This window comes from Bacillus sp. RC252 (assembly GCF_044909215.1).
GTDB classification, from domain to species: Bacteria; Bacillota; Bacilli; order Bacillales; family Bacillaceae_G; genus Bacillus_A; species Bacillus_A mycoides.
Map to the genome: position 1 here is coordinate 21003 of NZ_JBIYDV010000024.1, position 14259 is coordinate 35261.

Genomic DNA, 14259 nt, shown 5'->3' on the forward strand with positions numbered 1-14259 from the left:
TAAGACACACCTATGAGTTATTTTTAATACACTAACAGTTCATCTACAAAATTAAGGCACCCTTACCTTGGTATTTAAATACAATGGCATGAGTAGTTACCATTTTTCATTTAGTTACTCTTTTTTTGATATGTATGGATATAAGAAAAATAGAATTTTTTCACCAAATATCCCTTATAAATCTCCATATATAACGGCTATTTAACAATGGTAACGAATAGTAAGAGCCATCGGTATGGAAGGGGAATATAATGAGTATTTCTATTATAATGATGGGTTTCATCATAGGAGTGTTAGTTGGGGTAACAGGGATAGGAGGCGCAGCATTACTGACTCCATTTCTTCTAACATTAGGTATAAGTCCTTCTGTAGCTGTTGGAACTGATCTAGTATATAACTCTATTACTAAAATGTTTGGAATATCCCAACACTGGAAACAGAAGACCATCAATTTTAGACTAGTAAAATATCTAGCTATTGGGAGTATACCTAGTGCAATTATCGCAGTAGTAACGATTCATTTCTTACCGATCTTTCACTATAGTCGAGAAGGAATTATAAAGTATATATTAGGATATGTTCTAATCCTTGCGGCAATTTCTATTTTAATAAAGGCATTTTTCTATAATGAATCTACACAAAATTATTTTCAAAGACAGACTATGGTACAAAAAAAGAGCCTAACAATTCTTATTGGTGCAATACTCGGTTTTATCGTGGGACTTACTTCTGTGGGGTCAGGCTCTTTATTCGCTATTGCAATGATATATTTATATCAACTGAGACCATCCGAGTTAGTAGGCACAGATATTACACATGCTTTTTTATTAGTGACGGTTGCAAGCATACTAAATATGAATTTAGGCAACGTAGATTATCTCTTGTTAATTCATTTACTCATTGGTTCTATCCCAGGTGTCATACTTGGTAGTAAATTCTCCACTAAGATTCCCGTTAAACCCCTTCAAATATTTCTAGCTATCATTATTAGTGTTAGTGGACTAAAGTTAGTTATCGCTTATTAAAAAAAATTTATGCTTTTGCTATATAAGAATGGAGGTTCAAAATGGATCATACAGAACTATATAATTTTATATACAAGCAAGGGCGTGTCCCTCATTTCCATAAAGATTTTCCCCTAATCTTATTTTGGAGCCAAAAAAGCGGTTGTACTTCGCTAGCCCACTGGTTTTTTTATCAAATTAATTTATTTAAAGAAGCGATAAAATACAACCCGTTCATTCACAACTATGAGTATGAAGTATATAAAAACTCTACACATTATTTAGCACAATTAGCTAGTGGATTACAAACTAAAGAGAAGAATACTTACAAACTAGTAAGAAATCCTTCTAGAAGAGCAGTAAGTTCTTTTGTTGCTCTGATTCCGCCACCAAATTTTGAGAATCCCGCATGGAAACCCATTCGACAATTTCTGTATGGTGATGAAACCTGCAATAAACCCATTTCCTTTAAACTATTTTTGTATTATTTAAAAGCACACATGACCAAATTAGATCAAGTAGATCCTCACTTTACACAACAATATATACAAGGAGAAGAGGAATTCGTTACGAACTATATTTATCTAGAAAATTTCAACACAGGAATTTCGAAACTAGAAGAAGTATATAAATTAAAAAAATCACCATTAGATCTGTTATCAAAGGCTTGGCATTATCAAGAGAGTAAGATGATTTACAAAGGAGTTTATGCAGACGGTGATATCACAACCCCTCTTTTCCCACGATTACCTACTTATGATAGTTTTTATGATGCAGAAACAATTCAGTTGGTTCAAGAGATGTTTGCAAAAGATTTTAATATGTATCATTATGATTTAAATTCTTTTCTCTCAAAATAAAAGTGTTCAAAGCCACTGGCTCTATTAAGTGTGTTATCTCAAAACTGATACGACAACATCACATATTTATAAATTTTCATACACTTTTCCTAATTCTTTTTTTAGTTGTGTTTTTAAGTGCTCATTTTCACTTTCTAATAGCTTGTTCTTATGTTTTAAAAGCTACTTTACTCAATACTAAGTTTGGCCCAATACCAATCGTACTTTCGATCCGTGTACGTTCATATATTTCTCTCTTAAACTTTAATGCGAACTCGCAAACAAATGAATACTCGCAGTCATATCCATGAAAAATTCATCGATACTATATTGATGAAAATCTTCCGGCGCAAAATACTGTAAAGCTAAGCCCATTATGTAATTTGAACATTTCACATACGTATGCATAATTGAATTCACAATAATAATATCTTGCCGCTTCGGTATTTCATACAAACGAGCCATCTTCTTAATTCCTAACGCTTTTAATGGCGGTGTTGCTGCCAATACGATCGATCCACTCCGATTCACATCTCCTACGACAGCCAATTTTGTATAACGTGGATCAAGTCCTTTTTTAATACATGATACGCTCGCATAAAAGCTACGAAGATCTACACATAAAATAATCCGATTTGGTAAAAGAGAATGATTATCCAAGGTTATAACTCCCAAACAAAGAGCGTTGGTTCTTATCAAAGATATTCCCATGAAAATTCTGGTTAAAATAGCCAGACTTTAAAAACATATTTAAGAAAAACTTAAGGAGTTTCCCTCTATATTCATAAGAAGTTTTTTCTATACTGAAAAATGTAAATACATAAGAGGAGAAACAATCATGAAGAAATTTTTACTTTGCATAATAGGAATAAGCCTTCCTATATACTTACTACCTTTCATATTACGCGGGGATTTGGACAGATTTAATCCGATTGCTGAAGAAAAAAATGTATACGCCATTGCGAAGGGATATGGCGTTCCAGATTATCATCATAAAGGAAGAGCTATGTACTCCCTAAAAGGTGTTGATGAAGCAAGGAATGAGAACAAATATACAGTAGGAACTAATACTCCTAATGATTTCATAAGAAAAACTTACTTAAAAATTCATGTAAAAGGAAAGTATGTCTATTCTTACGACGTTATTTCTGAAAAGGACATTCCGGAGAAAATAAGGGTGCAATTGGAGATAGAAGATAAAGTGAAACTTTAATCAGTGGGAGTCTTACTGCCTGGCAAATAGCGGGATAAATAAAAGAGCCTACTCGTATGAGCTAGCTCTTGATTACCTCTCCTTTGAGGAAGGAGCATTATTTCGGTAAATTTATTAAATTAGTTATCATTGTTTTAATAACCATTGTTCAATTACTTTAGCCGTTTCATCTCGTTGTGCTTTTGACGTAATTAAGCTCGCATTATCACCTTTTTGCTCACCATACATGCCAAAATGAGCATGGTTTCCGCCTTTTATCATGTGCATAGTTGTATTTTTTGACATTAACTTTTTATTGTTCTCTATTTTTTCTACAGTTGCTAAAGCATCTACTTCCCCATAAATTGATAACATCGGAATCGATTTGGTAGAAAAATCATCTGCAGGATACGAACCTAAGAAAATGATCCCGTCTACCTTGTCTTCATGTTGAAAAGCATACTTAGAAATCATAGCTCCCCCCATTGAATGCCCCGCAACATACCATTTTTGAACTTCAGGATACTGTTCAATTACACTGTCTACCTCATTTATTCCAAGTATCGCTAAATTTAATGGTAACTTAGGCATTACTACAACATGCCCCTCTTTTGCAAGAGCTTTTCCTAAGTAACTATAAGCCTCAGCTTCTACTTTAGCTCCTTGATAAAAAATAACCCCTATTTTAGCATCTTTCTCTCCAAATACTATATTACCTTCATCTTTTTTATCATCTACTAACGACAAAGCCTCTTTCGTTGGTTTATAAGTAAACTGAGACCAAGTCAAAAACGTAATACTTCCTATAAGTAAAATACCTAGTAAAGAGTAAAGAACAATTTTCATCCACTTCTTCACATATATGCCCTCCCTAAGATGTGTATATTTTATACTTTAAATGATTATTTATATAATTGTCGAATAATCTTAACTAATAAATTTAGAAAAAATAATACGAGCCCTCAAATGCCGTTTTAAAATGAGTTCAATATATTCATCCTAAAACACAGGCTTCATACACAAAGTAAAATTTCATAAAGAAAAAGCCGATTTCTTTATCGTATAGGAAATCGACTTTTGGCTTAATTATTGATTTAGTAATAAAAACACCTTTTAAAATAACTATGTTTATACTATAAACGTTGATCTTTCTGGAAATTTAGACGAAAATGATCCTCATCATTATATACCCCAAATTCATACCCTTGCTCTTTATAAAATTTAATAATTTCAGGAAGTGCTTGTAATGTTTGCGCCTTTTCATGCATTAAAACAACTTCTACTTCTTCTGTTGTCTGTTTCTTTACATTTTCGATAATCTGAGTTGGATTATCTTTTAATTTCCAATCATTTGAGTCTATTGTCCAATCCCAAACTTTTATTGCTGCTTCTACAATTTGATTACGAATTTCCTCACCCTTTAATCCTGGTGCAGATCCATATGGCGGACGGACTAGTTTAGGAGTTGTGCCCGTAATATTATGGATAAGATCTAACGTTTCTTTCATCTCTGGTACAAATTGTCCCTTTTTGTATAGCTTATCACTATTATGTGTCATACTATGTGCACCAATATAATGTCCTTCTTTTACTGCTCGTTTTACATTTTCCTGAAAACCTGTATTTTGTAAATTACTACCTTGCATAAAAAATGTCGAAGCAACATTTTGCTCTTTTAGTACATCTAAAAATTTTCCAGTCAATTCGCTAGGACCGTCATCAAATGTTAAATAGACAACTTTTCCTACCGGTTTTCCATCAGGTCTTTTTTGTTTTGCTGGTGATGTTTCCTTTTTCTTTTCTTGTTGTTGCGTATTAACTTGTTTCATACTTTCATTAGCTACTCCCTTCGCTGGGATAGAGTGCCATTTTCCAATTAAAAAGAAAGTGAAAAAGGTCGTTGCTAAAACAACTCCTAGAGATATTATTACCTTAGTTAATCGACTTGTTTTTTTCTTACTTTGTGATTCTTTCATTATTTTTCGATCCTTTCCCTATTAATTTTCATATTCATTATTTATAAGGCTGAGCCTTTACTCGACTGAATCATTCGTTTCAACCGGTGTTTACAATAAATAGATTAATAGAGATGGATAAAGATAAAATGCAGATAATGTCGATTTTGTTTAAAAATGATAAAAACGTGTAGAACGAAAATTCTACACGTTTTTATTTAAGTAGAAGAAAAATAACACTCCATCTTCTGTATTCGAAACACCATATTCCGCACCATGCAGCTCTAATATATTTTTTGAAATAGCAAGGCCCAATCCTGTTCCACCTTTGGAGCGTTGACGAGACGTATCTCCTCGATAAAAACGATCCCATATTTTCTCTAAATGTTCTAGTTCAATATGTGCTCCTTTATTTTCTACACATACTTTTACACGTTCATTCTCTTCTATTGTAGAAATAATAATATTCTCCTGTTCTGGTGTGTAACGAATCGCATTCGTAATAAAGTTAGTCACCACCTGCTCTATTCGATGTGGATTTGCAACTACCTCAATTTGAGAAAGTTGTTTATGGACATGTAATTGCTTAGCTGTTATATCCGAGGTTAATTGCTCACATATATAATCAATCATCTCATCAATATGGAAAACATCCATTTCCATCTTATACGTACCAGACTCGAATTTTGCTAACTCCAGCATATCAATAATAAGCATATCCATTTTATCTACTTCTTTTGACATTGCTTTAAAGTAATAATCCTTTTTATTACTAGCAACACCATCCTCCAAAATTGAAATACAGCTCTTCATAATACTTAAAGGTGTTTTTAACTCATGTGAAACACCCGCGATAAATTCTTTACGTGTATTTTCTAATTGCTTTTCTTTCTCTATATCTTGCTGCAATTGATTAATATATGAATGCATAGCCTTAGAAAGTGTATTAATATTTTGTGATAAAGCACCTATTTCATCCTTTGTAGTAATAGGTATCGTCTCTGAGAAATCTAAACCAGCGATTTTTTTTGTAGTATCATTTATTTGTAATAGTGGTTTGGCGATTTTATTTGAATAATAGAACGATATCAAAACGATTAAAATCAAAACAAAGATAATTAAATATACATAATAATCCTTTATCATTTGCACAGCTTCATCAACTGGCTGTAATGATGTCATAGCAAATATATAATTCACCTTACCATCTGCATCTATTGTTGGTTTGATTAATAGTTTATATTTAATATCATTTTCTTCATAATCCACTATTTCTGTAGAAGTAATATTATTTGGTTGTTGATTTAATATTAAATCAACCTGAAATTGTTTTATTCTATCTATTAACACACGATTTCCATAAATAGAGTTAGTTCCTACAGTACCCTCCGGTAACTGCACATTCTTAATGCTCCCTGCTAAATATACTTGTGAACTTTCTTTTGAAGATGCGACTTTTGGGCCATATAACTTCTCTGACAACTGCTTGTTCTCCAAACCAACATTCTTCTCTTTTATTGTTAACATCGCAGGGACTACTGCATCACCTTCCTGCACTCCATCGATAATAATATGATTCCCCTGTTCTAAACTATCTTTTATCCTTTGTATATCTTCTAAATTAACAAAACTATACAACGGTATCTGAATTAAACGTTCAGAAAAGGTGTTATTTCCGTTAGGATCTAACTGAATTTCTAAAGAAAAATCACTTGCATATTTTATATTCCCTACACTATCTAACGTTGTAATCCATGTCGCATTATCTTGATAGAAATTTTGTTCCAACTCTTGAATCCTTTTCGCGTCATCTCCAGCTTTTATATATGCCTTTTCAAAGGATTGAATATTCGTTTTAATATCATTAACTTTTCGATTCGAATAATATTGCTTGAAAAATATGGTTTGTCCAATAAAAATAGTCACTAAAATAAGTGTACATAATGCCGTTGTTAATATAAATAACTTTAATACAATTCCTTTTTTCATACCTGTCCCTCAAATTTATAACCAGCTCGCACAACGGTTACAATACAAGTCGCTTTTTTCCCTAATTTATGACGCAAATTACGGATATGACTATTAACAGTACGATCATCCCCAGCGAATTCATAACCCAAAATTTTAGTGATTAGTTGTTCTCTCGAAATTACAATCCCTTGATTTTGCATGAAATACGTTAATATTTCAAATTCTGTATGCGTCAGATTTATTTCTTCCTCATCTATATTTACTGTACGAGAAGGGAAATGTACATGGATACCACTACTAGTTAATGTGTCTTCCATAGATACATTAACAACAGTAGAAGTATATCGGCTTTCAATTAATCGTTTTGCTCTTGCCAATAAAATAGGGGGACTATATGGTTTTGTAACATAATCATCTGCTCCCAGTTCAAATCCGAGTAAGGTATCATCTTCATCCACCCGAGCCGTTAGCATAATAATAGGTACATTAGATTTCTTACGAATTCGCCGGCAGACCGCCCAACCATCTAATTCCGGTAACATAATGTCTAAAATAATTAAATGTACCTCATGTTCTTCAAATATAGATAATGCTTCTTTCCCATCAATCGCCTCTAAGACATTATATCCTTCGTTTAGTAGGTAATCCTTCATTATTTCACGTAAAATATCTTCATCTTCTACAATTAATATTGTTCTTTGCATCTTTTATCTTCTCCATGATTATTTTTATTGTTAGGAAGAAATAGTTCATTTTATATTTTAACCAATTAAAAACCTTTCACTATTTCCATCACTACTACATGCAACATAGCTATATCAAGATAATAGCATGCTAATATAAAGATAAAATGCAGAGATAACTGTAATTCTTCAGCAAATAATGAAACTCATCTTGAATCGAAAAATCCATACAAAAACGCCATCCTTTTTGTATATTTCTACAAACAGGATAGCGATTTTTTCATATTAAAGGTAGAATTATAAGGTAATATCAATTATATGTAATACTTGATATTTAATTGATATTAGAACTTATTACTTTATATTTATCTTCTTTTGCAACATCTATAATTGCATCAATTTTTTGTTGTTCATTATTCAGCTCATGTCCTTCGATCCAAACTTTATATCCTATTTCTCCCACTACTCCAACTTTAGTTATAACAACATCTAACTGTTTTTCTTTTTGAAAATATTCAATAGCAGTTGCCTTTGCTTTTTCTTGAGTTATTGGAAATTCTTTGTCACTTAATGGATCTTTCGTTGTTAATGTAATGTAAGAGATAAAACCAATAATAATTAAAGTTATGGTAGAAAATCCAACTAAAAAAAATTTTTTCATTCTTCTTCATCCTTGTCTATCCTTTTTTTAAGATTAACATAGCATTTATCGTTTCCCAATAAAAAAATATTGTATTTTATTATTTTTTTATTGAAAACCTCTATAGCTTAGAAAAATATAAAAATCATTCCTCTAATCATCCTGATCTTTATCTCCACTAATCTATTACATAATGTAGAGTTATAAAAGGGTTTGATCATTATTAAAGAAATACAAAAATAAAAACCCCAATCTCTCCATATTAAAATCGAGAAATTGGGGTTAAGTTATTTAACAATATTTTTTATCTAAAACAGATAACTAATTAATAATCCTGCTGATAATAAGAAGCCGAAAATCGTATTTGTCATCGCTGTTGATTTCATTGCGATGCGCATATATCCAGGATCCTTTGCTCCTTTTTGGAAACTTTGAATAGCAGAGATTGGCTTTCTTAAACCTAGGCACATAACTAATGCCCAAGGGCTTATATAACCCATTAATACAATCACCACGATCCATAAATAAGCAATGAAAAAGGCTACAGCTAGTGTTACTATTGCTTTTTCTCTCCCAAGGAGGATTACTAACGTCTTTCTTCCACCTTTAATATCTTCTTCGATATCTCGGATGTTATTCGACATGTTGATTGCACCGACTAAAATTCCAATTGGAATGGAAATCAATACACTTTCAATCGTTATCGTATTCGTTTGAATAAAGAAAGCAATGAGTACAAAACATGTCCCCATTAACAATCCAGAAACTAATTCTCCAAATGGAGTGTACGCAATTGGTAATGGACCACCTGTATATAAGTAGCCAACCGCCATCCCAATTAAACCAATAACGACTAACCACCAGCTGCTATTCATACAAATATAAACTCCAATAATTGCTGCTACTACATACAATAAAAGCGCAACTGTTAACACATTTTTCGGTTTCAATCCGTGACGGACAATTCCACCACCGATACCAACAGAATCAGCGGTATCTAATCCACGTTTGAAATCATAGTACTCATTAAATAAGTTCGTTGCTATTTGCAATGCTAAACATGCAACCATCATCGCAATAAATAAAAGCCAATGAATTTCTGCAACATAAAGTGATGCCACTGTCCCTAAAATTACAGGAGAAAACGTCGCCGTTAATGTATGCGGCCTCGTCATCTTCCATATTAATTTAGCGGAACTAATTTCTTTTTCATTCCCCATAACTTTGTTCAATCTCCCTACATTTTAAGTATAAAATCACTAGAAGTATCTTTCTTTCTATTTCTTGATTCACATCCATTAATTATATCAAATAAATGATACCCCTCCTAACAAATCTAATAATAGTAAAGTGAAAAATTAAAAGTTGAATTACTATTAAGCTAACAAAACTAAATTTCTTTAAATATGGTACCGTCACCTGCCCATCAACTTAAGAAAACAGATCCACCTTAAACGAAAAAACGAGCTTTTTTATTGCAAGTTAGGGCAAAACCTCATTCTGGAGGTAGCTCTATTTTCTTAGCTTGATAGCGATGTGATGTAAAATTAAGATTGTTCAAGTCGGAGCAAGGCACTCTATGATTGATTTCATTTTATAAGAAATCCACTGCAGAAAAAGAAAAATTTTATTTAGGAACTAATACCTCACATCCAAAAACAAGTGATACATGTACTAATTCTTATTTAATTTCATTTTTTATTAAGGCAGATTAAAAATGAATTAAAGGTGTGTGAAAAAATGGAGGAATTAAATCAAGTTTTAAACACTTCTGAAAAAATTCAGATAGATAATGAAAGTACATCAGATGTAGAACAATTATTAGACTGTTCTACTCCTTGTCAAAACGTCATAAATACTTCTGGGACAATTAGATTAACGGCGGGTACGAGTAATCCTTCATCAATTATTTTTCCAGAGCCATTACATGTTGGTGATACTTTCCCTGTAATTACAGATCCATTTTATTTAAAACTTAATGTTGCTCAATGTGATGCTCAATCATCTGTAACTACTCCTTGTGGTGTTATAGAATGTAATGTTTCTGTATCTCAAATTACTGCAGTTGGAAATTTACCATTCTATTTTGGATTTCCAGCTCAATTTTTTCCATGTACAGATCCAAGAACAGGATTTAGTGCATATTTAAATGATGTTGTACAAATAAACAATGTTCTTTGCTATAACTGTGATGGATCTTTACCTCTATTATGTGTAAATGGACTTTCACAAGTAAATGGTACAGCAACTTTAGTAAGCATTCGTCGAGATAGTTCTTATATATATTTTGATTTTAATGTGGAGATTGTCTTACCTGGTTGCTAAAAAATAAAAAGCACTTATCTTTTTTTGAAGTGACCCCCAAAATCGGAACACATATCAAAATACCTAAACCACCTGTTCCCTATATTCTTTAGGGGATAGGTGGTTTGATTTTTCTTGAATTCGCACACAATTGTAGTATTTTTAATTCCAAGTGTCTCTATAATGGTACGATTTGAATACCCATTCTTTTTCATTTGAATCACTTTCCACTTTATTTCTTCAGAGTAATGAACTCTTGTCTTCAAACGAAAAACACCTCCTGAATTCGCATACTTAATATGCAAATTCAGAAGGTGTTTTTTCATGTACCACTATTCGGATTCACTTCACTACAGCAAGCACCCTATTATTACGCCAATAAAAAAGAATTCAAATCACTTCCAAACAACACCTCGCCTCTCGTATTCCATTCTATATTCAACAGCAGCTGCAATTTTTGGACTTGCAAACCTTTCCGTGATCCAAAGACCTAAATCAATTCCTGAAGTAACTCCTCTTGCAGTAATAATATCGCCTTGATCCACAATTCTGTAATGAAGAAGTTCTGCTCCATATTGACTAATTTCATTTTGCGCCAAATGATGCATTGTTGCCTTTTTATCATTCAATATACCGGATACAGCTAGTAACATACCTCCTGTACAAACTCCAGCAACAATTGTTCCTTCATCGTGCATCTCTCTAATCATTTTGGTCAAATTACCAAGCTCTGCTTGCTTTCGTGCCCCATGTTCAGCTTTATGATTCCAGCCACCACCAGGTACAATTAACAAATCTGGACGATTATCCATTCGTAAAAAATCATGTAATTTAACCGTAACTCCAAACGAAGTAGTAACCTCTTGTTTTGGTTCACTAGAAACTAATTCAACCGTAAACGGAGCCCCTTCTTCTATCGCTCTTTTCAATACCTCAAAAGGTGCAAAGGAGACAAGCTCTCCAAAACCGTCAAACACTACAATTTGTATTTTCATTTTTAGAACACCTCATATGCTTTGTTTTATAAATCCCAAAAGAGAAGAAATGTTATCTACAAATTAAAACAATGAAGACAACCTTTCTCCCCTTACTCTATAAACTTTCAAATGTTCCTCTAATTCTCTCCCGTCACCTAATAGACTCATCGTCTTTTTAACGAAGTTCCAATTTAAACTACCGGATAACCATAGCAACGAAGAAAGTCTTTTATAATCATTTGAAGTTAAAATGTTATTAGCTTTATACCCTTCTAAAAATGCTCTAGCAACTTCCGGACATACTTTATGCGACTGTATTCCTTTCGTTCGAGAGTACCATTTTATTAAAAAGGCTAATCCTTCAATACGGTCAACATAACTAATAGATTCAAAATCTACAATTCCCTTTACCTGTTGACTTGAGCCCCATAAAACATTCAAAGGATTTAAGTCTGTTTGTACAATAAACTCTAATTCACTCGTATATGCGCAGTCTATATGATATTTAGCAAAATCTATATACTCCCGCAATTCCTTACATGCGCTTGTCTTGCTTTCTAACATATTAATAAACTCAACATACCCATCCAAATGAGATTTCTTCTGAAAAATCGCGCTTTGAAATGTACTAGAAATATCATGAACCTTTCTTGCTTCCTTTCCAAATGCTTCTGCGATAGCTTCTGTACAAAGTGTAATATGTTCTCCTTCAATCCAATTAGACAATATAAATCGGTATTGTTCATCATTCCATGCGACTAATGTAAATGACTCCCCTGACCTATTTTTATTAATTTGCATAAAAAGGATCCCATGCTCGCGTAAATAATACGTAAAACGTACTTGCTCTATCAATTGTTCGTTTGATAACGCCCCAAAAGCCGGATTGATTGTTCGCTTGCTATTGATAAACCGTGCGGAATATCGCTTTCCATTCACCATAATTTTATAGTGTAAATCTGTATTCCAGCTATTTTTATGTAACTCTTCTTCCACTGCTAGTGAGTGAATTTCTTTAAAATAATTTATTAATACATCTTTTATTATGTATTTCATCCTTTTTTCCTTTCATGTGAAAAAATTTTCAATACAACTCAACTTCCTCTCATCATATCCATGCCACCATTAAAAAAGGCCATAGCCTTTCCCAAAATGAAAAACTACGGTTCTTTTTACAACTCAATAGTTAAAATATTTTCGAAAGGTGGAGTCTCTATAGCTTTTAAATAATCTCAAATTAATAATTATAGAGTGATTCCGCCTATAAACAAAACCCACCAGAAACATCTAAAATCTGCCCTGTTACCCAGCGACTATCCGAAGAAGCAAGGAACGCTACTGCATCTGCAATATCTTCAACTTGTCCTATTCGTCCAAAAACAGATGAATTCGTAGCAAAATTTCGTATTTCCGGATTATCTAGCAATTTCGCATTTATATCTGTCTTCGTATATCCAGGCATAATTGTATTCACTGTTATACCTCTTTCTCCAAGATGTTTAGCTAGAGGAAGTGTCATCGTATTTAATGCACCTTTACTTAAGCCGTATGCAATGGACCCTGCAAAACCAAGTCTTACTTCAGCTGATGAAATGTTAATAACTCGCCCCTCCGCTCGTAATAACGGTAATGTTTGCTGAATTAAGAAGAACGGCGCCTTAATATTTACGGCCATATTTTCATCAAAAATTTCTTCTGTCGTATTTTCAATCGTTCCTTGTATACCTATGCCTGCATTATTTACTAAAATATCAATCTCTGATGTACAAACTGTCTCTTGCAGTTCTTCCTTTAATTTCTCTACTAGTCTTTTGACACCATCAATTGAATTGAGTTCAGATTCAATTAAGAACGCTTTTCCTCCATTAGATTCAATTTCTCTAACTGTTTCATCTGCAGCTGCTTTATTTCGGCCGTAGTGAACTGCAACTAATGCACCATCTTTCGCCAATCTCATCGCAATCGCACGACCAATGCCCCGACTCGCTCCTGTTACTAACGCTACTTTCCCATCAAGATTCTTCATTTTTTCCACCCTTCCTACATTTTCGTTTAATAAATCCTATACTTATATTTTTATGCAAATACTAATAATTTTAAATATAGATTTATAGGTAATTTAGTTCCTTCACTTATGATATTATAGTTATAATTTACGATTTACTTTAGAAAATAAAAAGGAGGGCTATCCAATGCAAAACGCAGTAAAACTAGATGAAATTGACCATAAAATTATGAACTTGTTGCATGAAAATGCGAGAATTTCTGTTTCAGAAATAGGACGTATTATATCCATGACGCAGCCCGCTGTAAAAGAACGCATTAACAAGCTTGAAGATCAAGGGGTTATAGCCGCTTACCGAACGAAGTTTGAGCCTTCCAAAATTAATAAAGACATTCAAGCATTCATTATGTTCAAAACGAGTCAATGCTCTGATTTTATCCAATTTTGTAATGCCGCTCCTGAAGTAACAGATTTATATCGAATTAGCGGGGAATTTAATTATATGATGAAAGTCATGAGCGATTCGATGGATTCTCTCGCTGCATTTTTAGACTCTTTAATGCAATTTGGATTATCGTCTCCTTTAATTGTTTTAAAGAGTGAATTTGAAGAAAAATTGTCGTTCTGATAAGAGGGTACGTATTATCCTCCGCTAACATTAAAAGTTGCTTCTTTGTGAGAGAAATCAA

The 14259-nt window shown here is 32.8% G+C and carries 14 protein-coding genes and 2 pseudogenes; 5 read left to right on the plus strand and 11 right to left on the minus strand.

The genetic code is table 11. From position 1 onward, the window contains the following. Positions 1 to 251: 251 nt before the first annotated feature. Positions 252 to 1025, plus strand: coding sequence for a sulfite exporter TauE/SafE family protein (locus ABH960_RS25430; protein ID WP_404449175.1), 774 nt, complete (start codon positions 252 to 254; stop codon positions 1023 to 1025). A gap of 41 nt (positions 1026 to 1066) precedes the next feature. Continuing rightward, positions 1067 to 1864 carry a sulfotransferase family 2 domain-containing protein gene (locus ABH960_RS25435; protein ID WP_404449177.1) on the plus strand — a complete coding sequence of 266 codons (798 nt, stop codon included), beginning with the start codon at positions 1067 to 1069 and terminating at the stop codon, positions 1862 to 1864. A gap of 160 nt (positions 1865 to 2024) precedes the next feature. Here ABH960_RS25435 and ABH960_RS25440 read toward each other — a convergent pair. Further along, a pseudogene (locus tag ABH960_RS25440) lies at positions 2025 to 2503 on the minus strand (Y-family DNA polymerase); the annotation flags it as partial. 178 nt (positions 2504 to 2681) lie between these two features. Between ABH960_RS25440 and ABH960_RS25445 the strand changes: the two are divergent. After that, positions 2682 to 3056, plus strand: a complete 375-nt coding sequence (locus ABH960_RS25445) for a YxeA family protein (RefSeq protein ID WP_404449179.1) — start codon at positions 2682 to 2684, stop codon at positions 3054 to 3056. 126 nt (positions 3057 to 3182) lie between these two features. Here ABH960_RS25445 and ABH960_RS25450 read toward each other — a convergent pair whose 3' ends face one another. The 6 genes from ABH960_RS25450 to menA all read right to left on the minus strand — a co-directional run bounded on the left by ABH960_RS25450 (position 3183) and on the right by menA (position 9504). Continuing rightward, on the minus strand, positions 3183 to 3893 hold the full coding sequence (locus ABH960_RS25450; RefSeq protein WP_404449181.1) for an alpha/beta hydrolase: 711 nt from the start codon (positions 3891 to 3893) through the stop codon (positions 3183 to 3185). A gap of 275 nt (positions 3894 to 4168) precedes the next feature. After that, the gene (locus ABH960_RS25455; protein WP_002013627.1) at positions 4169 to 5011 is read right to left on the minus strand and encodes a polysaccharide deacetylase family protein; all 843 of its coding nucleotides are present in this window, start codon (positions 5009 to 5011) and stop codon (positions 4169 to 4171) included. A 183-nt stretch (positions 5012 to 5194) separates the two neighbouring features. Further along, positions 5195 to 6979, minus strand: coding sequence for a sensor histidine kinase (locus tag ABH960_RS25460; protein ID WP_404449183.1), 1785 nt, complete (start codon positions 6977 to 6979; stop codon positions 5195 to 5197). Beyond that, positions 6976 to 7665, minus strand: a complete 690-nt coding sequence (locus ABH960_RS25465; RefSeq protein WP_404449185.1) for a response regulator transcription factor — start codon at positions 7663 to 7665, stop codon at positions 6976 to 6978. Before ABH960_RS25465 ends, ABH960_RS25460 begins: the two co-directional genes overlap by 4 nt. Positions 7666 to 7978: 313 nt before the next feature. Further along, positions 7979 to 8305, minus strand: a complete 327-nt coding sequence (locus ABH960_RS25470) for a hypothetical protein (protein ID WP_404449187.1) — start codon at positions 8303 to 8305, stop codon at positions 7979 to 7981. Positions 8306 to 8592: 287 nt separating this feature from the next. Beyond that, positions 8593 to 9504 carry a 1,4-dihydroxy-2-naphthoate polyprenyltransferase gene (gene menA / locus ABH960_RS25475; protein ID WP_404449189.1) on the minus strand — a complete coding sequence of 304 codons (912 nt, stop codon included), beginning with the start codon at positions 9502 to 9504 and terminating at the stop codon, positions 8593 to 8595. A 520-nt stretch (positions 9505 to 10024) separates the two neighbouring features. Here menA and ABH960_RS25480 point away from each other — a divergent pair. After that, complete coding sequence (locus ABH960_RS25480) at positions 10025 to 10609, plus strand: hypothetical protein (RefSeq protein WP_404449191.1); 585 nt, start codon at positions 10025 to 10027, stop codon at positions 10607 to 10609. 110 nt (positions 10610 to 10719) lie between these two features. Here the strand turns inward: ABH960_RS25480 and ABH960_RS25490 are convergent. The 4 genes and pseudogenes from ABH960_RS25490 to ABH960_RS25505 form a co-directional block, all read right to left on the minus strand. Continuing rightward, positions 10720 to 10854 (minus strand): annotated as a pseudogene (locus ABH960_RS25490) (IS3-like element ISBt2 family transposase); the annotation flags it as partial. 129 nt (positions 10855 to 10983) lie between these two features. Further along, a complete protein-coding gene (locus tag ABH960_RS25495; protein WP_000701587.1) occupies positions 10984 to 11583 on the minus strand; it encodes a DJ-1/PfpI family protein in 600 nt (199 codons plus the stop codon). A 63-nt stretch (positions 11584 to 11646) separates the two neighbouring features. Beyond that, entirely contained in the window at positions 11647 to 12621 is a 975-nt protein-coding gene (locus tag ABH960_RS25500) for a phosphotransferase enzyme family protein (protein WP_404449193.1), read from the minus strand. Positions 12622 to 12826: 205 nt separating this feature from the next. Then, entirely contained in the window at positions 12827 to 13591 is a 765-nt protein-coding gene (locus tag ABH960_RS25505) for an SDR family oxidoreductase (RefSeq protein WP_404449195.1), read from the minus strand. A 166-nt stretch (positions 13592 to 13757) separates the two neighbouring features. On the opposite strand from ABH960_RS25505, the gene ABH960_RS25510 reads away from it, so the two are divergent. Next, the gene (locus ABH960_RS25510; RefSeq protein WP_404449198.1) at positions 13758 to 14198 is read left to right on the plus strand and encodes an Lrp/AsnC family transcriptional regulator; all 441 of its coding nucleotides are present in this window, start codon (positions 13758 to 13760) and stop codon (positions 14196 to 14198) included. Positions 14199 to 14259 lie beyond the last annotated feature (61 nt).

Excerpts from the sequence above, each read along its gene's own strand:
- ABH960_RS25470 (WP_404449187.1), bottom strand. The coding sequence starts at position 8,305 with ATGAAAAAATTTTTTTTAGTTGGATTTTCTACCATAACTTTAATTATT.
- ABH960_RS25435 (WP_404449177.1), top strand. The coding sequence starts at position 1,067 with ATGGATCATACAGAACTATATAATTTTATATACAAGCAAGGGCGTGTC.
- ABH960_RS25465 (WP_404449185.1), bottom strand. The coding sequence starts at position 7,665 with ATGCAAAGAACAATATTAATTGTAGAAGATGAAGATATTTTACGTGAA.
- ABH960_RS25500 (WP_404449193.1), bottom strand. The coding sequence starts at position 12,621 with ATGAAATACATAATAAAAGATGTATTAATAAATTATTTTAAAGAAATT.
- ABH960_RS25445 (WP_404449179.1), top strand. The coding sequence starts at position 2,682 with ATGAAGAAATTTTTACTTTGCATAATAGGAATAAGCCTTCCTATATAC.
- ABH960_RS25480 (WP_404449191.1), top strand. The coding sequence starts at position 10,025 with ATGGAGGAATTAAATCAAGTTTTAAACACTTCTGAAAAAATTCAGATA.
- ABH960_RS25460 (WP_404449183.1), bottom strand. The coding sequence starts at position 6,979 with ATGAAAAAAGGAATTGTATTAAAGTTATTTATATTAACAACGGCATTA.
- ABH960_RS25455 (WP_002013627.1), bottom strand. The coding sequence starts at position 5,011 with ATGAAAGAATCACAAAGTAAGAAAAAAACAAGTCGATTAACTAAGGTA.
- ABH960_RS25495 (WP_000701587.1), bottom strand. The coding sequence starts at position 11,583 with ATGAAAATACAAATTGTAGTGTTTGACGGTTTTGGAGAGCTTGTCTCC.
- ABH960_RS25510 (WP_404449198.1), top strand. The coding sequence starts at position 13,758 with ATGCAAAACGCAGTAAAACTAGATGAAATTGACCATAAAATTATGAAC.
- ABH960_RS25430 (WP_404449175.1), top strand. The coding sequence starts at position 252 with ATGAGTATTTCTATTATAATGATGGGTTTCATCATAGGAGTGTTAGTT.
- menA (WP_404449189.1), bottom strand. The coding sequence starts at position 9,504 with ATGGGGAATGAAAAAGAAATTAGTTCCGCTAAATTAATATGGAAGATG.
- ABH960_RS25505 (WP_404449195.1), bottom strand. The coding sequence starts at position 13,591 with ATGAAGAATCTTGATGGGAAAGTAGCGTTAGTAACAGGAGCGAGTCGG.